This is a genomic window from Micromonospora sp. CP22, from assembly GCF_009712475.1.
GTDB lineage: Bacteria > Actinomycetota > Actinomycetes > Mycobacteriales > Micromonosporaceae > Micromonospora.
Map to the genome: position 1 here is coordinate 631,503 of NZ_VCJO01000001.1, position 21,896 is coordinate 653,398.

Below are 21,896 nucleotides of genomic sequence, written 5' to 3' on the forward strand. Positions count from 1 at the left end.
CGGCCGGTGACGTGAAACGGTGGGTCCTCGGTTCGTCACGAACCGGGGACCCACCGTTCATTTGTGTCGTGTCACCCTCAGGTCAGCACCAGGAAGCCTTGGTGGGGTACAGCACCACGTAGCGGGCGTAGTAGGGGAAATCCCAGTTCTCCCAGTCGCAGAAGGCCCACGTGGAACTGGTGCCGTAGTAGACGATGCCGGACCATCCGCCGGCCTTGAACCGAACTGCCTGTTGGTAGATGTCGTGGGTCCCGGAGCAGGTGATGCCCTGGGACCAACCGTTGGCGAAATCGATCTGGAACATCGCGGACGTGGACTGGCAGCCGAGCGTCCCGATGGACCCGGCGGCTGCGCTGCTCTCCACCAGCTTCGCCCGCTGCGCGATCAGTGGCGGAATCCGGTCGGGGCCGGCTGCGGGTCCGGCGGTTGCCGGGCTGCCGGAAAATGTGATCGCCAATGCGGTCAGGAGAGCCGCGATGAACCTCAGCGGTGATCGGTAATTGTTGAACGCTGCCTTCAACGTGTTTTCCTTCCCCGTTTTCGACGGCGTTGCTGCGTGTTCGCCGGGGTGCCCGATAGGAAGGGAGCGAGCGGCCGTACACGTCCCTCGCTGGGCATGACCTGCTGAAATGAGGCGCCGTCGTAACTTGATAGGGTCTGCTCGACCGATGTGTTCGATGAGTGCGGACCGGGCATCATGCAGCGCAGAAAGCTAGCCAGAAAGCTTCCCCCGCTTGTGGGCGAAACAATTTCGCCCACCTCTGGCTTTCGATTCAACGTAGTTATCTGATCGATGTGTGTCAAGGTCGATGGTGGCCGTCCGGTTGTGATTCGCGCATCGGTGGTCGTGGCCGTGGTGTCCGCCCGGGTCGTTTTCGACGTCGCGGCCGGAAGGCGGGCCGGCGCGGCGGGAGCCGTGTCGCGGGCCGTTTTGCGGTCACCGGGGGTGGTGCGCTACGGTGGATCTACCGACGCGGGGTGGAGCAGCTCGGTAGCTCGCTGGGCTCATAACCCAGAGGTCGCAGGTTCAAATCCTGTCCCCGCTACTGTGACGAAAGAGACCCAGGCGATCGCCTGGGTCTCTTTCGTATCCCGGACGTTCCGTTCCCGCCGCCCCGACCAGTGCCGCCCGGTGAACGACAGGGTGCCGAAGGTGGGGCGGCGGGCATCGGGGTGGGCGGGCGAGGACGTCACGCGATGGGGTAGAGTGATCGTACCGACGCGGGGTGGAGCAGCTCGGTAGCTCGCTGGGCTCATAACCCAGAGGTCGCAGGTTCAAATCCTGTCCCCGCTACTGCAGTAGAAGAGGCCCCGGACGAATCCGGGGCCTCTTCTCGTTGCGTTGTCGGTCATCCCGATGCGGGCGTCATTCGTGCCGTGCATGTTGCGCGCCTCGGCGAGGATGAGCGCATGTCTTCCTTCGATAGGTGGTGGGGGCGGCTCGGCACGCTCCTGAGCACGGTGGTGTTGGCGGTTTTCGTTCCGGTCGCGGCGTGGGCCTCGACCGGGACCGGGGAACTGGTGGTGGAGGCGGCCCGGCGGCGCGGGCGCGGTGGCGGATTCTTCGGCTTCGTGAGTCTGCTCTGCTGCCTGGTGGTGGTGGCGGTGATCGTCCTGCTGGTGATCCGGTTGACCCGTCGTCGGCGTTGATCGGCGGGTCTGCGCCCCCGGCCCGGGGTACGGACCGCGAGCGGCGGCGCGGGCGGCGCGTGGTCTACTTGTCCGCGTGGAACTTCTGCACTCGGGCAAGGTGAGGGACGTCTACGCCGAGGGCGATGACCTGATACTGGTCGCCTCCGACCGCATCTCCGTCTACGACACGGTGCTGCCGACCCCGATTCCGGACAAGGGCAAGCTGCTCACCGCGTTGTCGCTGTGGTGGTTCGAGCAGCTGGCCGATCTGGTCCCCAACCACGTCATCTCGGCCACCGACGTGCCGCCGGAGTTCGCCGGCCGGGCGATCAGGTGCCGCCGGTTGGAGATGGTTCCGATCGAGTGCGTCGCCCGGGGGTTCCTCACCGGCGGTGGCTTGAAGGAGTACGAGCGCACCGGGAAGGTCTCCGGTGTCGAACTGCCGCGCGGGCTGTCCGAGGCGTCCATCCTGCCCGAGCCGATCTTCACCCCGTCCACCAAGGCGCCGGTCGGCCAGCACGACGAGCCGATGACCTTCGCCGAGGTGGTCGACAAGGTCGGCGCCCAGACCGCCGAACGACTTCGCCGGCTCACCATCGAGGTGTACTGCCGGGGAGCCGAGCTGGCGGCGGAACGGGGCATCCTGGTCGCCGACACCAAGATCGAGCTTGGGTGGGCGCCGGACGGCACCCTGGTGCTCGCCGACGAGTTGCTCACCCCGGACTCGTCCCGGTTCTGGCCGGCGGAGTCCTACCAGCCGGGGCGTGCCCAGTTCTCGTACGACAAGCAGTACGTGCGGGACTGGGCGGCGAACAGCGGCTGGGACAGGCAGGAACCGGCACCGGAGGTGCCCGCCGACGTGGTCGAGGCCACCCGGGCCCGTTACGTGGACGTCTACGAGACGCTGACCGGCACCCGCTGGTAGGGCTGGCGGGCGGTCACTCGCTGCTGCGGTGGCGACCGACGTGCTGCTCGGCGGGAGTGATCGCGGTGGTGATGCGTACCGTGGTCCCGGCCGGCCCGGTCTCGACGTCCATCGCGTCGGTCAACTCACGGGCCAGCCAGAGCCCCCAACCACCGGCCGTCTCGGGCGCGGGGCGGCTGCGGTTGTCGAGATTCTGTGTGCTGATGCCCGGACCGTGGTCGGCGACCTCGCACAGCACCAGGCCGGACTCTTTCCACAGCCGCAGCCGGCCCTGACCGCCGCCGTGTCGGACCGCGTTGGTGATCAGCTCGTTGACGGCCAGCACGAAGTCGTCCAGCCGCTGGTCGCGCAGGCCCGCAGTGCGCGCGCAGGAGGCGACCGAGTGTCGAAGCTCGGTCACCTGTGCCTGGTCGAAGGCGTCGGCGATCAGGAGGGCGTGTTCGATGGGGACCACCGTACGCGGTGTGGGTGATCCGGCGTTCGTCATGGCCCCGTCCCGACAGAGATCGCAGAGTTTTCGCGGCTTTTACCACCGTACGTCAGTATTGGTGTAGGCGCATCGGCCGTAGCCGTTCCAACGGCCTATGGCATCGTGACCGGATGCCCGCTGCCGGTGGTTTCGACGTCCCGCTCTGGCGGGCCGTGGCGGTCTTCCGGGTGGCCGCCCTGGCGTACGTCTGTGTGGTGTTGGTCCGCGACGCGGACCGGTACGCCCACCCCCTCGCCGCCGGGTTCCTGGTGCTGCTCATGGCGGTCTGGACCGCCGTCACCGCGATCGGGTACGCGGTGCCGGCCCGGCGCGGCTGGCCGCTGCTCCTGGCCGACCTGGCGGTGGTGGTGGCGATCCTGCTGGCCACCCCGTTGGTGATGGGTCGGGAAGCCCTCGACGCGGGCCTGCCGACCCTTCCGGTGGCCTGGCTGAGCGGACCGGTGCTGGCCTGGGCGGTCTGCGGCGGGCGGCGGCGTGGTGCGGCCGCCGCACTGGTGCTCGGCGCGACCGACCTCGCGACCCGGGGCATGGTCACCCCGACCGCGTTCAACGGAGCGATCCTGATGCTGCTCGCCGGCGTGGTGGTCGGCCACGTCGCCCGACTCACCGTGACCGCCGGGGAGCGGTTGCAGCGGGCCAGCGAGTTGGAGGCGGCCACCCGGGAACGGGAACGGCTGGCCCGCGACATCCACGACTCGGTGCTCCAGGTGCTCGCCCTGGTGCAGCGGCGCGGCGCCCACCTCGACGGCGAGGCCGGTGAGCTGGCCCGGTTGGCCGGCGAGCAGGAGGTGGCGCTGCGGTCGCTGATCTCCGGCGCCGAACCGTTCGCAGCCGGTCCCGCCGACGCGCCGGTGGACCTGCGTACCCTGCTCGGCCGGCACGCCTCGGCCGCTGTGTCGCTGTCCGCACCGGCCGATCCGGTGCTGCTGCCCTCGGCGGTGGCCCGCGAGCTGGCGGCGGCCGTCGGGGCGGCGTTGGACAACGTGGCCCGGCACGGCGGCGGTCGGGCCTGGGTGCTCATCGAGGACGAGGAGTCGGCGGTCACCGTGTCGATCCGGGACGAGGGGCCGGGCTTTCCGGCCGACCGACTGCGCGAGGCCGTGGCCCAGGGACGGTTGGGGGTGGCCCAGGCCATCCGGGGGCGGCTGACCGACCTGGGCGGCACCGCCCGGATCAGCTCGACGCCGGGTGCCGGCACCGAGGTGGAACTCACCGTGCCGAGGAGGGAATCATGAACGGCGTACGCGTGATGGTCGTCGACGACCACCCGATGTGGCGGGAAGGGGTGGCCCGCGACCTCGCCGAGGCCGGCCACGAGGTGGTGGCCAGTTGCGGGGAGGGTCGCCAGGCGGTCCGGGTGGTGGCCGCGGCCCGGCCCGACGTGGTGGTGCTCGACCTGCAACTGCCCGACATCTCCGGCGTGGAGGTGATCCAGGGGCTGCGGGCCGCGCACCCCGGCGTGCGGGTGCTCATGCTCTCCGCCAGTGGCGAGCAGCAGGGCGTGCTCGACGCGGTGAAGGCCGGGGCCACCGGCTATCTGCTCAAGTCCGCCGGGTTGGCGGAGTTTCTGGAGGCGGTGCGGCGTACCGCGGCGGGCGACCCCGTCTTCACGCCCGGCCTGGCCGGGCTGGTCCTCGGCGAGTACCGCCGGCTGGCCGCCACCAACGACGCGCCGGGCGGTGCCGCAGCCGCCGCACCCCGGCTCACCGAACGGGAGACCGAGGTGCTGCGGCTGGTGGCCAAGGGGATGTCGTACAAGCAGATCGCCGAGCGGCTCGGGCTGTCGCACCGCACGGTGCAGAACCACGTGCAGAACACGCTCGGCAAGCTGCACCTGCACAACCGGGTCGAGCTGACCCGGTACGCGATCGAGCGCGGCCTGGACGGCTGAGCGGCGGTACGACAGGGACCCGCCGATCAGACCGAGTGCGGCGGCCGGGTCTCGTGCACCGCCAACTCCTCGGCGCTGGCTCCACCACCGGCGGCACCCGCGTCGTACGCGATCGAGTCGGTCTCCTGGTCGGTGTGCGCCCCCTCGTCCGGCTCGACCAGCCGTCCCACGGTGGCGTCGGCGGTGGTGCCCAACTGGTCGTGGTCGTAGAGGGACACCGGGGACTTCGGGTCGGAGGTCGGACCGGGGTCGATCACGTCGGCGTCGAGCTGTGCCTGCGCCGCCTGTTCCCGGCTGTCCGCCTCGGCCGCGATGTCCGGATCCACCGGACCGGCCAGCGGATCGTCGACCGGCAGCTCGAACTGCTCCCGGCTCAGCTTGTAGTCCAACGACTCGCCGTCGAGCTGCTCCTCGGCGGTGGTGCCGAACTCGTCGACCGCGACCGGAGATCGGTCACCGGGCAGCTGGGCCGGTGCCGGGCCGTCGGCCTCCCGTCCGGTGAGCACGTCGTCCCCGGCCGTCGAGTCGTCGTCGGCGGTGTCGGGCAGGCCGTCGGCCTCGGGATCGGACACAGGGGTCGGGTACTCGTCGTCGCGCATGACTGACCTCTACCCGCTGCCCTCCCGCCGTAACCGGTCCCACGGGTGGATAACGGCCCGGACGCCGACGGCCCTCGCTCAACGGTTCATCCGGCGGGCCAGCGCGGCGGCCGTGCCGACGGCGGTACCGGCGGCGGCCAGCCCGAACGCGGCGGAGATCCGCACCAGCTGGCGACGACGGCCGGGCCAGCCGCCCTCGACCGTCGCCCCGGCGTCGGGGCGGAAGAGGTTACCGGTGCTGTCGGGCGCCGGAGCGCCGAACTGGGTGTATCGGCCGTACCACCCGAGAACCCGCTCGACCAGCGCCGGAGCGAGCCGCCACTGCATGCCGATCAGGCGGGCCGCGCCACCGGCGTACGCCTCGCGTCGGGGCCGCCGTAGCAACCGGACGATCGTCTCGGCGACCACCTCCGGCGGGTAGACCGGTGGCGGCGGAAGGACCTGCCGACCGCTGCGATTGGCGGCGTGCCGGAAGAACGGGGTGTCGATGGTGGCCGGGAGCACGGTGCAGATCGAGATCGATCCTCGGCCGGTGGCCCGCAACTCCTGGCGGATGGTGTCGGCCAGCCCCCGCACGCCGTGCTTGGCCGCGTTGTACGGGGACTGGTACGGCATCGCCACCTCGGCCAGGACCGAGGCGTTGTTGACCACGACCCCACCACCGCCCGCGCTCAGGTGCGGCAGCGCGGCCCGGATCCCGTTCGCGGTGCCGAGCAGGTTGACCTCCAGCACCCGACGGAACTCCGCCGCCGGGATCTCGTCGAACAACCCGATGGTGCCGACCGAGGCGTTGTTGATCCACGCGTCGATCCGGCCGAACTCCGCCATCGCGGTCGCCGCGAGGCGTCGTACCGCGTCCGCGTCGGTGACGTCCGTGGGCACCACCAGGGTGCGACCGCCCAGCTCACGGCAGCGTCCGGCCACCTCGCGCAGGGCCGGCTCGGTGCGCGCGGCCAGCACCACGGTGCTGCCCTGCCGGGCCAGGGCGTACGCGGTGGCGGCACCGATGCCGCTGGAGGCGCCGGTGATGACGACGGTGGCGTCGGCGAGGGTACGGACGAGGGGCATTGCGCACCCGTACCCCGTCATGTCCGGGTCATGCCGCCGGGCGGGCCCTCGGATCTGCGAGGTTTCGGCTCGTCGGAGGCCGGTTAATGGGACGCTCTGACCGAAGACCACCGCCCACAACCGCATGGAGGTGACCCATGCGCGTCGGCCTTGTCTGCGCCCACGCCGCTGCGCCGCCGTCCGGCGACGGAACCGTCGTCGGCACCTACCAGCACATCGCACGGGTCGCGGCCGAACTGGCCGGGCGAGGTCACGACGTACGCGTCTACACCCGTCGGGACGATCCCGAGGTCACCGAGACCGACATGGTGGACGGCTACCGGGTGGAACGCGCGCCGGTGGGCCCGGTGGCACCGATTCCCACGGCTGAGCTGGTGCCCTACGTGGCCGAGTTCGGTCAGTGGCTGGCCGACCGGTGGTCCGGCGACTGGACCCCCGAGGTGGTGCACGGCCACTACTGGATCGGGGGCCTGGCCGCCGCGCACGCCGTGCGGGAGACCGACATCCCAATGGTGCAGACGTTCCACTCGATCGGCATGGAACAGCTGCGCCACCTCGGTGCCAGCTACGACGGGCCGGGCACCCGCATCCCGCTGGAGCGGGCGCTGACCCGGGCGGTGGACATCGCCGTCGCCCAGTGCAACGACGAGGTCGACGAGTTGACCCGGATGGGCCTGCAACGCACCTCGGTCGCGATGGTGCCGACCGGTGTCGACACCGAGCGGTTCCACCCCGACGGCGAGGCCGCCCCACGAGAGCAACGTCCCCGGATCCTCTCCGTGGGCGGGCTCGGACGCGGTCACGGCCAGGAGGACCTGATCCGCGCGATGCGCCTGGTCGGTGACGCGGAGCTGGTGATCGCCGGTGGACCACCGGCGGAGCAGCTGGCCAACCACGCCGAGGCGCGTCGGCTGCGTGAGCTGGCCGACCGCGTCGGGGTCGGCGAGCAGGTGCAGTTGGTCGGTGCGGTGCCGCACGAGCAGATGCCCACCTGGTACCGCTCGGCCGACGTGGTGGCCTGCACGCCGCACTACTCCTCGGCGGGGCGGGTGTCGCTGGAGGCGATGGCCTGTGGTGTCCCGGTGGTGGGCTACGCCATGGGTGGCATCGCCGACGCGGTGGTCGACGAGGTGACCGGCAAGCTGGTGCCGCCGGGCGACGTCCGCACCCTCGGGGTGACGCTGCGCCGGCTGCTCACCGACAACGCCGGCCGGTTCGCGTACGGGCACGCGGCGGTCGACCGGGTGCGGTGCAGCTACACCTGGGAGCGTACGGCCAGTGCGCTGGAGCGGCTCTACGAGCGGGTGGTGGGACGGCGCAAGCCGGTCGAGGCGGCCTGAGGCAGCGGATCGCCCACGCCGTTGGTCGCCCCCGCGATCTCGTAACCCGAGGCGGCGGGTTGCGGCACGAGCGGCGACGGGACACCGACCACCGCCCGGCTGGTCTCCCGGGCGACCGCGTGCTGGTGCTGCGGCTCGGCGTACCGGGTGAGCCCGACGACCGCCGCGAGGGTGACCAGGAAACCGACCCCCGCGAGCCACTCCCGGCCCGGCCAGATCTTGTCGTCGAGCAACAGCAGACCGACGATGGCGGCGGGCACCGCACCGGCGGCGTCCATGGCGGCCACCGCAGCCGTGGTGGAGCCGCGCTGCATCGCCAGCCCGAGCAGCAGCTGGCCCACCACGGAGTGGGCGATGAGCAGGTAGAGCAGCGGATTGCCGAGAAACGCGTCCCAACTCGACGCGGAGGCCAGCGGTCGGGCCGCCACCGCGGCGGCGGAGAAGGCCAGCCCGGCCAGGGAGCCGAGTGCCACCGAACCGGGCGCGCCGTGCAGCCGGACCGCGAAGAAACCCAGCACCGCGATCACCGCCAGGGCCACCAGCAGCGCGACCATGCCACCGGTGCCGAGGGCCTTCGACGGCGCGGGCCGGGCGGCGAGCACCAGCGCGGTGATCCCGGCGAAGAGCAGCACCAGCAGCGCGACCTCGGCCACCGGCAGCCGCCATTTGAGCAGGATCACGCCGAGCAGCGCGGTGACGCCCAGCCCGGCGGCCACGCTCGCCTGCACCAGGAACAGCGGTAGGTCCCGCCGGGACAGGAAGGCCAACACGAACCCGGCGACCTGGCAGGCCAGCCCGACCAGATAGGTGCGGTGCCCGGCCAGGCGCAGCAGCAGGCCGGGATCGAAGGTGTGATGCACCGTGGTGCGGGCGGCGGCCACCGACTGTAACAGGTTGGCGACGCCGTACGCGACGATCATCGCAGCCAGGAAACACCAACCCGAGGTAGCCACCTGGCGAGGATAGAGGTTACCGGGCGTCAATGCGCGGCGGGCTGCCGAGCCGATCGAGGAGGACCGAATGTAGCGCACCGTTGCTGGCCAGGGTGCTGTTGTCGCCGCCGGCCGGGGCCGGACGACCGGACATGTCCGTGATCGTGCCCCCCGCCTCGGTCACGATGGGTACCAGCGCGGCCACGTCCCAGAGTGACAACTCAGGTTCGACCATGATGTCCAGCGCGCCCTCGGCCAACAGCATGTAACCGTAGAAGTCGCCGTAGGCCCGGCTACGCCAGGTGTCCCGCATCAGTTGCAGCACCGCGTCGAGCCGGCCGGCCTTCTCCCAGCCCTCCAGCGAGGAGTAGCAGAAGCTGGCGTCGGCCAACCGGGTCACCCCGGACACCCGGATCGGCGTGCCTCGGGAGGCGTCCGGGCCCGCGTACGCCCCGGTGCCCCGCGCCGCCCACCAGCGGCGGCCCAGAGCCGGCGCGGAGACCAGCCCGGCGACCGGCCGGCCGTCCTCCAGCAGGGCGATCAGGGTGGCCCAGATCGGCACGCCCCGGACGAAGTTCTTGGTGCCGTCGATCGGGTCCACCACCCACTGGCGGGTGCCGGCGGCGGGGGTCGCGCCGTACTCCTCGCCGAGCAACCCGTCGTCGGGTCGGTGCTCGGCGAGCAGGGCACGGATCTCGCGTTCCACGGCGGTGTCGGCGTCGGAGACCGGAGTCAGGTCGGGCTTCGACTCGACCCGCAGGTCCAGGGCGCGGAACCGGGCCGTCGACAGCGCGTCGGCGGCGTCGGCGAGCCGGTGGGCGAGGGTCAGGTCAGCGGAGTACCCGGTCATGCCGGAAACGGTAGCGGCGGCGGGACCGCGACCGCGCCGGGGTCCGGTGCCGTCCGGATCGCCGGACCGTGGCGGGTCACTCCGGACGTCCGCGCGGGTCGGGCTCGGTCCGTGGGTCGGGCTCCCCGGCACGGGAGGCCAGCAGTCGACGGTACGAGGCCAGCCGGCGAGGGTCGGCCCGTCCCGCCGCCACCCAGGCGTCGAGGGCACAGTCGGCCTCGTCGGCGGTGTGCGGGCAGTTCGCCGGGCAGTCGGCGGTCGCCTCGACCAGGTCCGGGAAGCCGTGCAGCAGGCTCTCGGCCGAGACGTGGGCCAGCCCGAAGCTGCGTACCCCGGGGGTGTCCACGATCCAGCCCGGGTCCTGCCGGGCGTCGGGTGGCGCGGGCAGCCGCAACGCCACCGCGCTGGTCGAGGTGTGTCGCCCCCGGCCGATCGCGCTGACCGTGCCGACGGCCCGTTCGGCCTCCGGCACCAGGCGGTTGACGAGTGTCGACTTGCCTACCCCGGAATGCCCGACCAGCACCGAGATCCGGCCGGTGAGCAGGCTGCGGAGCGCGTCCAGCGGGGAGTCCGGCCGGATGAGCAGGTACGGCAGTTCCAACTCGGTGTAGTAGTCGAGCACCGCCTCGGGCCCGGCCAGATCGGCCTTGGTCAGGCAGAGCAGCGGCTCGATGCCCGCGTCGTACGCGGCGACCAGGCAGCGGTCGATGAACCCGGTACGCGGCGGCGGGTCGGCCAGCGCGCTGACGATCACCAGTTGGTCGGCGTTGGCGACCACCACCCGCTCCAGCCGCCCTTCGGCGGTGGAGGCGTCGTCCTCGGCGGTACGCCGCAGCACCGACCGGCGTGGCTCGATCCGGACGATGCGGGCCAGCGCCCCGGACGCCCCAGAGGTGTCGCCGACCAGCCCCACCCGGTCACCGACCACCACCGACTTGCGGCCCAGTTCGCGGGCGCGCATCGCGGTGACGGTGGGGTCGTCCGGCTCGGCTCCGGGCAGCACGCAGGTGTACCGCCCGCGGTCCACCGCGATGACGAAACCGTCCTTGGCGTCGGCGTGCCGTGGTCTGGTCCGGGTACGCGGACGGGAGGATTTACCGGGTCGGACCCGGACGTCGTCCTCGTCGTACTCGCGCCGCCTGATCGCCAGGTCCGCCCCTTCTTCCGCTCAGCTCTTACCGGTCACCAGTGCCGACCATAGTGCCGGGAACTCGGGCATGGTCTTCGAGGTGCACGACACGTCGTTCAACTCGATGCCCGGCACCACCAGCCCGGCCACCGCCGCCGCGTGCGCCATCCGGTGGTCGTGGTAGGTGCGGAACTGGCCACCGTGCAACGGGCGGGGCCGGATCTGAAGGCCGTCGGCCAACTCGGTGATGTCCGCACCGAGGCCGCTGAACTCCTGGACCAGGGCGGCCAGCCGGTTGGTCTCGTGGCCCCGGATGTGGCTGATCCCGGTGAACACCGACGGCGAGTCGGCGAGCATGGCCAGCGCGGTCAGTGCCGGGGTCAGCTCGCTGACGTCGGACAGGTCGGCGTGCAGGCCCTTCACCTGACCGGTGCCGCGCACCGTCAACCCCTCGGTGGTGAGGGTGACCGTCGCCCCCATCTGCTGCAACAGCGAGCGCAGTCGCTCCACCGGCTGGGCGCTGCCCCCCGCCGGCCAGCCACGCAGGGTCACCTCGCCGCCGGTGACCAGTGCAGCGGCGAAGAACGGCACCGCGCCGGAGAGATCCGGCTCGATCTCCCAGCCGCGCCCGGTCAGCGGCCCCGGCTCGACCGACCAGACATCGGGGGTGCTGTCGTCGACCGCGGCACCGGCGGCGCGCAGCATCTGCACGGTCATCCGCAGGTGCGGCGCGGAGGGCACCGGCGGGCCGACGTGCCGGACCACCAGCCCTCGGTCGAACCGGGGGGCGGCGAGCAACAGGCCGGAGACCAGTTGGCTGGAGGCCGAGGCGTCGATGACGACCTCGCCGCCGGCCACCCGGCCGGTGCCCATGACCGCCAGCGGCAGGCTGTCGCCGGAGGCGGGGGTGTCGACGCGTACGCCGAGGGAGCGCAGCGCCTCGATCAGCGGGCCGAGCGGGCGGCTGCGGGCGGACGGGTCACCGTCGAGGGTGACCTGCCCGTTGGCCAGCCCCGCCACCGGGGGAACGAAGCGCATGATCGTGCCGGCCTGCCCCACGTCGACCTGGGCCGGGCCGAACAACCGGTGCGGCCGGACCAGCCAGCGGTCGTCGTCGGCGATCGAGACGTGCGCCCCCATCGCGCGCAGCGCGGCGGCCATCAGCTCGGTGTCCCGGGCGCGCAGTGGCCGGGACAGTGTCGAGGGCCCGGCGGCGAGCGCGCTGAGCACCAGGGCGCGGTTGGTCATCGACTTGGAACCGGGTAGGCGCAACGACGCGGACACCGGGTCGCTGGCCGTCGGTGCGGTCCACGGCTGCGGCGGCCGGGTCGCGGTCACATTACCCACACCTCCATTCTGCCGTGCGGTGACGCCGCCGGCTGCTACGGTCACCGACCGCTCCCGGGGAACGGGACGGCGGTCGGGCGGCGGGGCGCGCTAGCGTGAGCGGCATGTGCGGGAGGTACGCCACGAGTCGGAGCGCCGGTGACCTGAGCAGCCTGTTCGAGGCCGTCGACGAGACCGGCGACGGGTTGGTCCCGGATCACAACGTGGCGCCGACCGATCCGGTGCCGCTGGTCCGGGTCAGTGCCGACGGGCACCGGGCGCTCTCGCGGGGCCGCTGGGGTCTGGTGCCGCCGTGGTCCCGGTCGCCCTCGGGCGCGGCCCGCATGATCAACGCCCGGGTCGAGACGGTCGCCACCAGCCGGGCCTACGCACCGTCCTTCGCCCGCCGACGGTGCCTGGTGCCGGCCGACGGGTGGTACGAGTGGGTGCGGTTGACCGGTGGCGCGAAGCAGCCGTACTACATGACCCCGCAGGACGGCTCGGTGCTCGCCTTCGCCGGCATCTGGTCGCTCTGGGGCGGCCCGGACGACCCGCTGCTGACGTTCAGCGTGTTGACCACCCCGGCTCTCGGCGAACTGGCCGAGGTGCATGACCGGATGCCGTTGCTGCTGCCGCCCGAGCGCTGGGCGAGTTGGCTGGACGAGACCGACGACCCGCAGCGGCTGCTGGTGCCGCCGCCGATGGACTGGTTGGCCCGGTTGGAGGTGCGGCCGGTCGGGAAGGCCGTCGGTGACGTACGCAACGACGGCCCGGAGTTGACCGCCCGGGTGCCACTGACCCCTCCCGCCGGGCCGTCGGCGTCGACTCTGTTCTGAACACTCTCCGGCGCATTGTCGGGAGTGATTTGCTGTGATTGCGGATGAAAGGTGACCCCAACGTTCTGCCAAGTTCCCGGCAGAGTCTTGTCCCCGTGCGCGCAAGTGCGATAGAACACAGCGCCGGTGGTGGGTGTCGTTCACGTTGGGTGAACGATATCCATCGATCTTGCTGGTCCCACGGGGGAGGTGGGTGGATGACACGGGCGCGTATGCCCCGTCCGCACGAGGTGGCCGCAGCGCGACGTGATCCGCGACTGTTGCGGGCGTTGCGTGAGCGGCGACAGGACGAAGCCTGGCGCACCAGAGGCACTTGTCAGAGCGTCGACCCGGAAACGTTCTTTCCGGCGCCGAACGAGCCGGCCGACGTGGCGGTGGCCCTGTGCCGCAGCTGTGACGTGCAGGGCTCCTGCCTGGCCTGGGCATTGGAGGTCGGCGACTGCCATGGCGTATGGGGTGGCACCACCCCGCGCGAGCGACGGGCGATGCTGGTGGCCTGGCGCAGCGAGGTGCAACCCGACCCCGATGCCGCCGGTGAACCGGGGCCACCGGTGCGTGACCGGCTGCTCACCCTGGTGCCGTTGAGCTGACCGGCCCGGCACCACCCGGTTCGACGGGTTCAATGGGTCGGTGCCACACGACGACATCATCGACACGCCACGCGGTCCCGCCCGGGTCGACACCGATCAACCGTCCGGCCCGCCCCGAGCCCTGCTGGCGCTCGGGCACGGGGCCGGTGGTGGGGTCGACGCACCGGATCTGGTCGCCCTACGCGACACGGCGGTGGCCGCTGGGACGGTGGTGGTCCGGGTGACCCAGCCGTACCGGGTCGCCGGTCGCCGCGCGCCCGCCCCGGCAGGACACCTCGACGAGGCATGGTGCGCGGTGTTGGCGGTGCTGCGGCAGCGGCATCCGGGCGTACCGGTGGTGGTGGGTGGCCGCTCCAGCGGCGCGCGGGTGGCCTGCCGGACGGCGACCACGGTGGGCGCCGCCGGGGTGCTGGCCCTGGCCTTCCCGCTGCATCCGCCCGGTCGGCCGGACCGGAGTCGGGCCGGTGAGCTGCTGACCGGCTTGCCGACGCTGGTGCTGAACGGGGACCGAGATCCGTTCGGTGTGCCGGAGCAGAGCGCTCAGGTGCGGGTGCTGGTCCGGCCGGGGGAGCGACACGACCTGCGGGGCGACCCGGCCGGTACGGCCGCCCTGGCGGTGGACTGGCTGCGCGGGCACGGCTGGGCGACACCCTGACGGCACGGGCCACCACCGGCCCATCCCGGCGCCGCTGCCGTTTCCGCCTACCGCGCCGGGTCGTTGCATTCGATGGTGTCCCAGTGCCCGTCCGGGCGACGACACCGGGCTCCCAGGCCCTTCCTGGTCCCAGCCACGGGACGCACCGCCGGGGCGGGGACCAGGAACGCCTGGCCGGAGCCGGAATGTCCGCCCCCGTAGCGGGTGTTGAACACCTCGGACAACCACTGTGCGAGGGGGTGACCGGTGCCGACCGAGATCCGGAACCGGGAACACAACGAGCGGGAGGCACGGCAACTCAGGAAGTTGCTGGCCGGCCCGAAGTGGCCGGCGGCGGTGCCGTCGGCCGAGGTGGCGACGGGCACACCCGGCCGAACCGAATCGTCCAGAAGGTCGGTGCGCGTATCCTCGGCGGGGAAGCAGCCGACCCGAGGGGATGTGCGGTTGACCACGGAGAAGACGGACGAGCGCAGGGCCCGGTTCGAACGGGACGCAATGCCATTCGTCGATCAGCTGTACGCGGCCGGCCTGCGGATGACACGTAACCCGGCGGACGCCGAGGACCTGGTCCAGGAGACCTACCTGAAGGCGTACGCCGCCTTCCACCAGTTCGAGCAGGGCACGAACCTGAAGGCCTGGCTCTACCGGATCCTGACCAACACCTACATCAACTCGTACCGGAAGCGGCAGCGCCAACCGGTGCAGGCACCCACCGACGAGATCACCGACTGGCAGTTGGCCGAGGCCGAGTCGCACACCTCCAGCGGGCTGCGTTCCGCCGAGACCGAGGCGCTCGACCGCCTGCCGGACAGCGACGTCAAGGAAGCCCTCCAGCAGTTGCCGGAGGAGTTCCGGCTGGCCGTCTACCTGACCGATGTCGAGGGTTTCTCCTACAAGGAGGTCGCCGACATCATGGGCACGCCGATCGGCACGGTGATGTCGCGTTTGCACCGCGGGCGTCGTAATCTGCGCAAGCTGCTTGAGGGGTACGCCGCGGAGCGGGGTTTCTCCGCGGCCCAGCCGGCCCGGAGCTCGACCGCCGCCACCGGCGGGGAGGTGTGACGTGAGCTGTGGAGACCCGCACAAGACGGACTGCCATGAGGTGCTCGCCGAGGTCTACCTTTACCTCGACCTGGAGTGCGCGCAGGAACGGCGGGAGTTGATCCGGCACCACCTCGACGAGTGCGGCCCCTGCCTACGCGAGTACGGCATCGAGCAGGAGGTCAGGGCGCTCGTGGCGCGCTGCTGCGGCAACGAGTCCGCGCCGGACGAGCTGCGCGAGCGGCTACGGGTACGGCTGAGCGAGATCGTCGTGTTCGAGGGCAGCGAGTCGCGCGAACTGGCGGACTGACCGAGACGAGACCGGTGCCCGGGTCGGAGGACCCGGGCACCGACGTCCGTCGTCCGATCGGCGGGTAGCCGCCGCCCGAATCAGGAGTTGGGGCGCTTGCCGTGGTTGGCGGCGCTCTTCTTCCGGGCCTTCTTCTTCCGGGCCTTCTTCGCCATGTGACCTCCTTGTGATGGCCGGACCGACTACGCGCGACCCCGCCCACCGGGGGTGCCGTCGCCCTCGCCGGCGTCGGGATCCGACCCGTTGATGCTAGTGCCGGTGGTACCGACGGATCGCTGCCGGGGCCGCTCCACGCCCGTCGGACGCCTGCTCATGATTGGATACGTCGCAGGAGCAGCCGCGAGGAAGGGGCCGCAGGAGATGGCCGAGGAGATCCGCGCCGAGATGGTGGCGAACGTCTGGAAGGTCGTCGCGTCGGCCGGGGACACCGTGTCCGAGGGGGACACGCTGGTGATCCTGGAGTCGATGAAGATGGAGATCCCGGTGATCGCCGAGTCCGAGGGCGTCGTGCAGCAGCTCGCGGTGAACGAGGGCGATGTGGTGCAGGACGGCGACCTGATCGCGGTGATCGGTTGACCGAGGTACTGATCCGGCGGGCCGAGCCGGCCGACTTCGCCGGGGTCGCCCAGTTGACCGTCGCGGCGTACGAGGCCGACGGTCAGCTCAAGCACGAGCCCGCCTACGCCGACGCGCTGGGGAACGTCTCGGCCCGGGCCGAGCACGGTGACGTGCTGGTGGCCGTCGACCGGGAGAGCGGTCGGCTGCTCGGGTCGGTCACCTTCGTGCTGCCGGGTACCCGGTTCGCCGAGATGTCCCGCCCGGGGGAGGCGGAGTTCCGGATGCTGGCGGTGGACCCGGCCGCGCAGGGCCGGGGCGCCGGTGCCGCGCTGGTGGAGGCGTGCGTCGCACGGGCGATCGAGCTGGGCTGCACCGGGGTGACCATCTGCGTACGCGACGGGTTCGCCGAACCGGCCCACCGGCTTTACCGCAGGCGTGGCTTCGTCCGCCAGCGGGAGCGGGACTGGAGCCCCGCTCCCGGGGTCGACCTGCTCGCCCTTTACCTGCCGCTGCGTTAGCCAGCCGGAGCTGCGCCTACTGCCGGGTGGTCGGCTCGGCGATCGCCGCCAGCAGTTCGTCGGCGACCTCCAGGGCCACCCGTTTGCGCTCGGCGTCGGTGATGTCCGGGGTGCGTACGGCGAACCAGCTGCTGTGCACCGCGAACAGGGCGAGCACCGCACGCAGCTGCGCACCGGGGGAGTCGTCGCCCTGGCAGAGCGCGCTGGCCAGCCGGAACATCCGGTCGCGCAGTTCCCGACCGGCGGAGAGGCTCTTCAACGCGGTCTGGTTCTGCTCGAAGAACCGCATCACCGAGGGCTGCTCGCCACCGAACATGGCATCGGCGTACCGCTCGACGATGGCCCGGCGGGTGGCCCGCGTCGCCGGCTGGCCTTCCGCCCACGCGATCAGCGCGTCCATCCGCTCCAGCCGGTCCTCCACCACGCTGGTGACGATCTCGTCCTTGCTCTTGAAGTGGTAGTAGAGCGCCGCCTTGGTCACCCCGAGTCGCTCTGCCACCTCACGCAGTGAGGTCGCCTCGTAGCCCTGCTCGGTGAAGAGCTCCAGCGCCACGGCCTTGATCCGCTCCCGCGTGCCGCCTGTGCTCTGACTCACGCCTACCCGCCAATCCGGTTGACCGTCGTTCGCTGTCCAACTTACCGTCCGGCTAGTAAGGTGACTAGCCGGACGGCAAGTAAGTGTGCCGCATCTCGGGGGGAGCTTACTGATGGCACAGCAGAGTCAGGCGCCCGTACGACCCAATGTCCGGGTCGTCCTTTTCGGCCTGATGATCGCGATGATGCTCGCGATGCTCGACAACATGATCGTCAGCACCGCGCTGCCGCGCATCGTCGGCGAGTTCGGTGGGCTTAACCACTTCACCTGGGTGGTGACCGCGTACGTGCTGGGGACCACCGTCTCCACCCCCATCTGGGGCAAGCTCGGTGACCTCTACGGCCGTAAGGCGGTCTTCCTCACCGCCGTGGTGACCTTCCTGGTCGGTTCCGCGCTCTGCGGCATGGCCGGGTCCGGGTTCCTCGGCGGCCCGGACGACGGCATGGTCCAGTTGATCGCCTTCCGGGCTGTCCAGGGTCTGGGCGCCGGTGGCCTGATGGTCGGCGTCATGGCGATCATCGGCGACCTCGTGCCGCCCCGCGAGCGTGGCCGCTACCAGGGCATGATCGCCGGGATCATGGCGATCGCGATGGTCGCCGGCCCGCTGGTCGGCGGCTTCATCACCGACCACCTCTCCTGGCGCTGGGCGTTCTACGTCAACCTGCCCCTGGGCGGTGTGGCGCTGGTGCTGCTGATCGCCACCATGCACCTGCCCAAGTACCGCACCGAGCACCGGATCGACTGGCTCGGCGCCGCGTTGTTGTCGGTCGGCATCACCGGGATCGTGCTGATCACCACCTGGGGTGGCAACGAGTACGCCTGGGCCTCCCCGCAGATCCTCGGCCTCGCGCTGCTGGCCGTCGTGGCGCTGGTGATCTTCGGGTTCGTCGAGCGCCGGGTTCCCGAGCCGATCCTGCCGCTGCGGCTGTTCGCCAACCGGAACTTCGCCCTCATCTCGGTGATCGGGTTCCTGCTCGGCTTCGCGATGTTCGGGGCGATGAACTTCCTGCCGCTCTACCAACAGACCGTGCAGGGCGCCTCGGCGACCAACTCCGGCCTGCTGCTGCTCCCGCTGATGTTCGGCATGTTGGTGGTCTCGCTGGTCGTCGGCCGGGCGATCACCCGGACCGGGCGGTACCGGATGTTCCCGATCGTCGGCGGCGTGGTGATGACCGTCGGGCTCGCCCTGCTGAGCCTGCTGGACGTGGACACCAGCAAGTTCCAGTCGTCGCTCTACATGCTCGTGCTCGGTAGCGGCATGGGTTTCCTCATGCAGACGTCGATGCTGATCGCGCAGAACAGCGTCGACCAGAAGGACCTGGGGGCGGCCAGCGGCGCGGCCACCTTCTTCCGCTCCATCGGCGGATCGTTCGGCATCTCGCTGTTCGGCGCGATCTTCGCCAACCGGTTGGCCGGTTCAGCTGCCGGTGGCGCGTTCAGCGGTGGCGGCGAGGCCGGGGCGGCGATGAACATCGAGAAGCTCCGCGACCTGCCGGCACAGGCTCGGGAGGTGGTGCTCGGCGGGCTCGCCGACGCGATCTCCCACGTCTTCCTCTGGGCGGTGCTCTTCGCCGTGGTGGTCCCGGTGCTGGCCTGGTTCATCCGGGAGATCCCGCTGCGCACGAGCAACGAGCGGGAGCCGGACGGCGGCCAGGAGCAGACCGGGACCGACCTGGCCCACTCACCGGCCGGCTGATTTCCCGGGCTCAGAACCGTGTGGGCGGCTGCGCCACGGCGGCAGGAGGCGGCGTAGCAGGGCGCGCAGCGCGCCACGGCGCTGGCTGGCGGTCACGCCGGCCAGCTTCCGCGCCAGCGCGACGGCCTCCGGATCGAGGCCCGGCGTGGCCAGCGCCAGGTGCGCCACGGAGGTGGCGTTCGGCGGCGTCGGCTGCCGCGTCGCGTCGGTCACCGCCACCAGCCGTCCGGTGACCAGAGCGGCCACGTCGGAGCGGACGGACGGGTCGACCCAGGCGGCGGTCACCAGCGCGAACAGGGCCGCCTCGGCCACCGCCTCCGGCTGCTGCGCCAACTCCACGAGCACCCGCCGCCGGGTCGACTCCGCCCACGGCTCGTCGGTCCGGTGGTGTAGCAGCCCGAGGCAGGTCCAGACCTGCACGCACCGCAGCCACAACGCCGGGTCCTGGCCGGAGAGCACCCGCCCCAGCGCGTTCTGTGGCGGCTCGGGTGGATGGGCCAGCAGGCCGAGCAGGTCGGCCAGGTCGAGCGTGGCCAGGCCGACCGCCGCGTCGTACGCCGCCGGCGGGTGTGGCCAGGCCGGGTGGGCGAGTTCGCGCAGTCGGCGGGCGGCCTCCGCCGACGGTGGGGGCGGCGTGGGACGCCCGGACGCCGACTCGGCGGCCTGCCCGTCGACCGAGGCGGTGGGCGACGCCGGTGGCGTCACCTGCCCCAGCCAGGGGCGTCCGCGACAGCACTCGGCGAGGTCGCCGTGCTCGTGTGAGTCGTCCGGGTGGTCGCGGATGAAATCCGCCAGCGCCACCAGGTGGTCCACCGAACCGTCGCGCTGGAATCGCAACCGGTGTGCGGTGTGCACCGCGCAGTCGAAGGACGGATTGCGGGCCAGGGCACGCTCGATCCAGTCCAGCGCCTCCGCCAGCCTGCCGTGGTCGGCGAGGGTGCCGGCGATGTCGGCGTACACCGCCAGGTCGTCCGGGTCGTGCCCGACGGCGCGGCGCAGCGCCGCGAGCGCCTCCCGGGTCCGGCCGGCGCTGCGCAGCGCGTACCCGAGCCACACCTCGCCCATCTTGGACGGTGCCGCGCGTACCCCCCGGCTGGCCCAGCGGACCGCGAGTGGGACCTCGCCCAACCGCCGGGCCAGCGCGGACGCCGTGCCCAGCAGCAGCGGGTGCTCCGGGTGCACGGTGATCGCGTTGCGGGCGAGGGTGAGGTACGGCGACAGGGCCGCCCGGTTCGGTGGCGGGACCGGGTCCGCGACGGCGGCGCACACCTGCATCAGCACCCGGGCGGCCTCTTCGGGGCCGAGGCGTTCGGCCAACTCGGGCGAGGTCACCCAGGGCACCGCGGCCCAGTCCGCGCCGGGTGCGTGCGCGGTGGCGGCGACCAGCAGATCGAGCCCTTCGGCCGGTCGCCCCGCCGCGGCGAGCAGATGTGCGCGGGCGACCACCGCGCCGACGAACGTGTGGTGTTGCAGCGGAAACAGGCCGAGGCCGCCGTCGCCGCTGGTGGCGGCCAGGCGGGCGAGGGTCTCGTGCACCTCGGGCAGCGTCGGTGCCCGGGCCAACGCCGCCGCGACGTGGTCGGCGGCATGCGCCAGCTCGCCGGCATCAAGGGCCCGCCGGGCCAGGGTCAACTCCTCCGTCGCCGGCAGCGCCCGGTCGTCCGTTCCCTCGGCCACGTGGTCCTCTCGCTCGTCGGTACCGGCTGCGCGGTGAGGTCGGGTCAGCGTAGGTGACAGGGCCAGGTTTTGGTGATCCACTGCGCACTCCTGCTCGTTTGATTGCCTTAAGTCGTTAAAAGCTGCAAGACTGAGCATCATTCGCGCGGATAACGCGCAGGGGAGGAGTTTCCGTGACACGCCCAGGCAGCGGCATGGCCGCCGACATCGACGAGCAGCCAGCCGGCTACGAGCGGTTGCTCGCCACCGAGCACGCCACCGGTGTCGCCCGGGTGGCCGCGATCGTCGCCGAGCGTCGACCCCGGCACGTGGTCTTCACCGCGCGGGGCACCTCGGACCACGCCGCGCTGTACGGCGCGTACCTCAGCGAGATCCGCCTCGGCTTGCCGGCCGGTCTCGCCTCGCCGAGCACGGTCACCCTCTTCGACGCCCGGCTGGACCTCTCCGACGCCCTGGTGATCGGGGTCAGCCAGAGTGGGGGATCGCCCGACCTGACGGAGGTGCTCCGGGCCGCCCGTGACTCCGGTGCCCTCACCCTCGCCGTCACCAACGCACCCGACTCCCCGTTGGCGACGACCGCGGAACTCTCCATCGACATCGCGGCCGGGCACGAGCGTGCGGTGGCCGCCACCAAGACCTACACGGCCGAGCTGCTCGCCCTGCTGATGCTGGTGGAGGGGATCCGGGCCGGCGACGGCGTGCTGCCCGCCGAGGAGCGCCGGGCCCTGGCCGAGCTGCCCGAGCTGGCCGCCCGCACCCTCGCCGACCCGGTCGCGGCCCAGCTCGCGCCGCGATACCGCTTCGCCGCCCAGATCGTCACCACCGGCCGGGGGTACGCGTACCCCACCGCCCGGGAGGCGGCGTTGAAGCTGATGGAGACGTCGTACCTGCCGGCGCTGGCGTTCTCCGGCGCCGACCTGCTGCACGGGCCGCTGGCGATGACCGATCCGGACGTGCCGGTGCTGGCGGTGGTCGGCTCGGGGCCGGGCGGACGGTCGATGGGCGAGGTGCTGCCCCGACTCGGCGAGCGCCGCGCCGACGTGGTGGTGGTCGGCTCCGCCGAGGTCGACGGCGCCACCCGCCTGGCCGTGCCCGAGGTCGACGAGCGGTACGCCCCGCTGCTGGACATCCTGCCGTTGCAGCGGCTGGCACTGGCGCTCGCCCTGACCCGGGGCGAGAACCCCGACGCGCCGCGTGGGTTGAAGAAGGTCACCGCGACCAGGTGACGGTCGGCGTGG

Annotated in this window: 26 protein-coding genes and 2 tRNA genes; 16 read left to right on the top strand and 12 right to left on the bottom strand. The window is 71.8% G+C overall.

All coding sequences use genetic code 11. The annotated features are described in order from the left end of the window. Positions 1-82: 82 nt before the first annotated feature. Positions 83-520 carry a hypothetical protein gene (locus tag FF096_RS02855; protein WP_155214676.1) on the bottom strand — a complete coding sequence of 146 codons (438 nt, stop codon included), beginning with the start codon at positions 518-520 and terminating at the stop codon, positions 83-85. Between the two features lie 452 nt (positions 521-972). On the opposite strand from FF096_RS02855, the gene FF096_RS02860 reads away from it, so the two are divergent. The 4 genes from FF096_RS02860 to FF096_RS02875 all read left to right on the top strand — a co-directional run bounded on the left by FF096_RS02860 (position 973) and on the right by FF096_RS02875 (position 2,557). Beyond that, positions 973-1,046, top strand: a tRNA-Met gene (locus FF096_RS02860). 174 nt (positions 1,047-1,220) lie between these two features. Beyond that, positions 1,221-1,294 (top strand) — tRNA-Met (locus FF096_RS02865). Positions 1,295-1,410: 116 nt separating this feature from the next. Then, the gene (locus FF096_RS02870) at positions 1,411-1,650 is read left to right on the top strand and encodes a hypothetical protein (RefSeq protein ID WP_155214677.1); all 240 of its coding nucleotides are present in this window, start codon (positions 1,411-1,413) and stop codon (positions 1,648-1,650) included. Between the two features lie 76 nt (positions 1,651-1,726). Continuing rightward, on the top strand, positions 1,727-2,557 hold the full coding sequence (locus tag FF096_RS02875) for a phosphoribosylaminoimidazolesuccinocarboxamide synthase (RefSeq protein ID WP_309222544.1): 831 nt from the start codon (positions 1,727-1,729) through the stop codon (positions 2,555-2,557). A 13-nt stretch (positions 2,558-2,570) separates the two neighbouring features. On the opposite strand, the gene FF096_RS02880 is transcribed toward FF096_RS02875, so the two are convergent. Beyond that, positions 2,571-3,044 carry an ATP-binding protein gene (locus FF096_RS02880; RefSeq protein ID WP_155214678.1) on the bottom strand — a complete coding sequence of 158 codons (474 nt, stop codon included), beginning with the start codon at positions 3,042-3,044 and terminating at the stop codon, positions 2,571-2,573. 113 nt (positions 3,045-3,157) lie between these two features. Here FF096_RS02880 and macS point away from each other — a divergent pair, with 113 nt between their 5' ends. Beyond that, on the top strand, positions 3,158-4,282 hold the full coding sequence (gene macS, locus FF096_RS02885) for a MacS family sensor histidine kinase (protein ID WP_155214679.1): 1,125 nt from the start codon (positions 3,158-3,160) through the stop codon (positions 4,280-4,282). Then, complete coding sequence (locus FF096_RS02890) at positions 4,279-4,938, top strand: response regulator transcription factor (protein WP_155214680.1); 660 nt, start codon at positions 4,279-4,281, stop codon at positions 4,936-4,938. Before macS ends, FF096_RS02890 begins: the two co-directional genes overlap by 4 nt. A 26-nt stretch (positions 4,939-4,964) precedes the next feature. On the opposite strand, the gene FF096_RS02895 is transcribed toward FF096_RS02890, so the two are convergent. Beyond that, the gene (locus FF096_RS02895) at positions 4,965-5,537 is read right to left on the bottom strand and encodes a DUF5709 domain-containing protein (protein WP_155214681.1); all 573 of its coding nucleotides are present in this window, start codon (positions 5,535-5,537) and stop codon (positions 4,965-4,967) included. A gap of 78 nt (positions 5,538-5,615) precedes the next feature. Then, positions 5,616-6,605 (bottom strand): SDR family oxidoreductase, encoded by a 990-nt coding sequence (locus tag FF096_RS02900; protein WP_155214682.1) that lies wholly within the window; start codon positions 6,603-6,605, stop codon positions 5,616-5,618. Between the two features lie 137 nt (positions 6,606-6,742). Here FF096_RS02900 and FF096_RS02905 point away from each other — a divergent pair, with 137 nt between their 5' ends. After that, the gene (locus tag FF096_RS02905; RefSeq protein WP_155214683.1) at positions 6,743-7,945 is read left to right on the top strand and encodes a glycosyltransferase; all 1,203 of its coding nucleotides are present in this window, start codon (positions 6,743-6,745) and stop codon (positions 7,943-7,945) included. Here FF096_RS02905 and FF096_RS02910 read toward each other — a convergent pair. From FF096_RS02910 to aroA, 4 genes are all read right to left on the bottom strand, one after another. Beyond that, positions 7,900-8,865, bottom strand: a complete 966-nt coding sequence (locus FF096_RS02910; RefSeq protein ID WP_155214922.1) for a hypothetical protein — start codon at positions 8,863-8,865, stop codon at positions 7,900-7,902. The two genes, FF096_RS02905 and FF096_RS02910, sit on opposite strands and share 46 nt — an antisense overlap. A gap of 49 nt (positions 8,866-8,914) precedes the next feature. Next, positions 8,915-9,727 carry a histidinol-phosphatase gene (hisN, locus tag FF096_RS02915; protein ID WP_155214684.1) on the bottom strand — a complete coding sequence of 271 codons (813 nt, stop codon included), beginning with the start codon at positions 9,725-9,727 and terminating at the stop codon, positions 8,915-8,917. A gap of 76 nt (positions 9,728-9,803) precedes the next feature. Then, a complete protein-coding gene (rsgA, locus tag FF096_RS02920; protein ID WP_309222593.1) occupies positions 9,804-10,730 on the bottom strand; it encodes a ribosome small subunit-dependent GTPase A in 927 nt (308 codons plus the stop codon). A gap of 165 nt (positions 10,731-10,895) precedes the next feature. After that, positions 10,896-12,203 carry a 3-phosphoshikimate 1-carboxyvinyltransferase gene (aroA, locus tag FF096_RS02925; protein WP_309222545.1) on the bottom strand — a complete coding sequence of 436 codons (1,308 nt, stop codon included), beginning with the start codon at positions 12,201-12,203 and terminating at the stop codon, positions 10,896-10,898. A gap of 104 nt (positions 12,204-12,307) precedes the next feature. Between aroA and FF096_RS02930 the strand changes: the two genes are divergently transcribed. The 3 genes from FF096_RS02930 to FF096_RS02940 all read left to right on the top strand — a co-directional run bounded on the left by FF096_RS02930 (position 12,308) and on the right by FF096_RS02940 (position 14,263). Beyond that, complete coding sequence (locus FF096_RS02930) at positions 12,308-13,018, top strand: SOS response-associated peptidase (RefSeq protein WP_155214685.1); 711 nt, start codon at positions 12,308-12,310, stop codon at positions 13,016-13,018. Between the two features lie 197 nt (positions 13,019-13,215). Next, positions 13,216-13,608: a WhiB family transcriptional regulator gene (locus FF096_RS02935; protein ID WP_155214686.1), complete on the top strand. Its 393-nt coding sequence runs from the start codon at positions 13,216-13,218 to the stop codon at positions 13,606-13,608. 40 nt (positions 13,609-13,648) lie between these two features. Next, entirely contained in the window at positions 13,649-14,263 is a 615-nt protein-coding gene (locus FF096_RS02940) for an alpha/beta family hydrolase (RefSeq protein ID WP_309222546.1), read from the top strand. Positions 14,264-14,310: 47 nt separating this feature from the next. On the opposite strand, the gene FF096_RS26235 is transcribed toward FF096_RS02940, so the two are convergent. Continuing rightward, a complete protein-coding gene (locus FF096_RS26235) occupies positions 14,311-14,628 on the bottom strand; it encodes a hypothetical protein (RefSeq protein ID WP_196222421.1) in 318 nt (105 codons plus the stop codon). Between FF096_RS26235 and FF096_RS02945 the strand changes: the two genes are divergently transcribed. Both FF096_RS02945 and rsrA read left to right on the top strand, forming a co-directional pair. Further along, entirely contained in the window at positions 14,510-15,325 is an 816-nt protein-coding gene (locus FF096_RS02945) for a sigma-70 family RNA polymerase sigma factor (RefSeq protein WP_309222547.1), read from the top strand. The genes FF096_RS26235 and FF096_RS02945 overlap by 119 nt on opposite strands. Position 15,326: 1 nt before the next feature. Further along, positions 15,327-15,614, top strand: a complete 288-nt coding sequence (gene rsrA / locus FF096_RS02950) for a mycothiol system anti-sigma-R factor (RefSeq protein ID WP_309222548.1) — start codon at positions 15,327-15,329, stop codon at positions 15,612-15,614. An 80-nt stretch (positions 15,615-15,694) separates the two neighbouring features. On the opposite strand, the gene FF096_RS27435 is transcribed toward rsrA, so the two are convergent. Beyond that, positions 15,695-15,769, bottom strand: coding sequence for a 50S ribosomal protein bL37 (locus FF096_RS27435; RefSeq protein WP_370461611.1), 75 nt, complete (start codon positions 15,767-15,769; stop codon positions 15,695-15,697). A 205-nt stretch (positions 15,770-15,974) separates the two neighbouring features. Here FF096_RS27435 and FF096_RS02955 point away from each other — a divergent pair, with 205 nt between their 5' ends. Together FF096_RS02955 and FF096_RS02960 are read left to right on the top strand one after the other, a co-directional pair. Then, the gene (locus FF096_RS02955; protein WP_092378133.1) at positions 15,975-16,190 is read left to right on the top strand and encodes a biotin/lipoyl-binding carrier protein; all 216 of its coding nucleotides are present in this window, start codon (positions 15,975-15,977) and stop codon (positions 16,188-16,190) included. Further along, positions 16,187-16,690: a GNAT family N-acetyltransferase gene (locus FF096_RS02960; protein WP_155214688.1), complete on the top strand. Its 504-nt coding sequence runs from the start codon at positions 16,187-16,189 to the stop codon at positions 16,688-16,690. Before FF096_RS02955 ends, FF096_RS02960 begins: the two co-directional genes overlap by 4 nt. A gap of 16 nt (positions 16,691-16,706) precedes the next feature. Here FF096_RS02960 and FF096_RS02965 read toward each other — a convergent pair whose 3' ends face one another. After that, a complete protein-coding gene (locus tag FF096_RS02965) occupies positions 16,707-17,285 on the bottom strand; it encodes a helix-turn-helix domain-containing protein (RefSeq protein ID WP_309222549.1) in 579 nt (192 codons plus the stop codon). 112 nt (positions 17,286-17,397) lie between these two features. Here FF096_RS02965 and FF096_RS02970 point away from each other — a divergent pair, with 112 nt between their 5' ends. Next, positions 17,398-18,981 carry an MDR family MFS transporter gene (locus tag FF096_RS02970; RefSeq protein ID WP_155214689.1) on the top strand — a complete coding sequence of 528 codons (1,584 nt, stop codon included), beginning with the start codon at positions 17,398-17,400 and terminating at the stop codon, positions 18,979-18,981. Here the strand turns inward: FF096_RS02970 and FF096_RS02975 are convergent. Further along, complete coding sequence (locus FF096_RS02975; protein ID WP_309222550.1) at positions 18,967-20,658, bottom strand: tetratricopeptide repeat protein; 1,692 nt, start codon at positions 20,656-20,658, stop codon at positions 18,967-18,969. The two genes, FF096_RS02970 and FF096_RS02975, sit on opposite strands and share 15 nt — an antisense overlap. Positions 20,659-20,852: 194 nt before the next feature. Here FF096_RS02975 and FF096_RS02980 point away from each other — a divergent pair, with 194 nt between their 5' ends. Continuing rightward, entirely contained in the window at positions 20,853-21,884 is a 1,032-nt protein-coding gene (locus FF096_RS02980) for an SIS domain-containing protein (RefSeq protein ID WP_155214928.1), read from the top strand. Positions 21,885-21,896 lie beyond the last annotated feature (12 nt).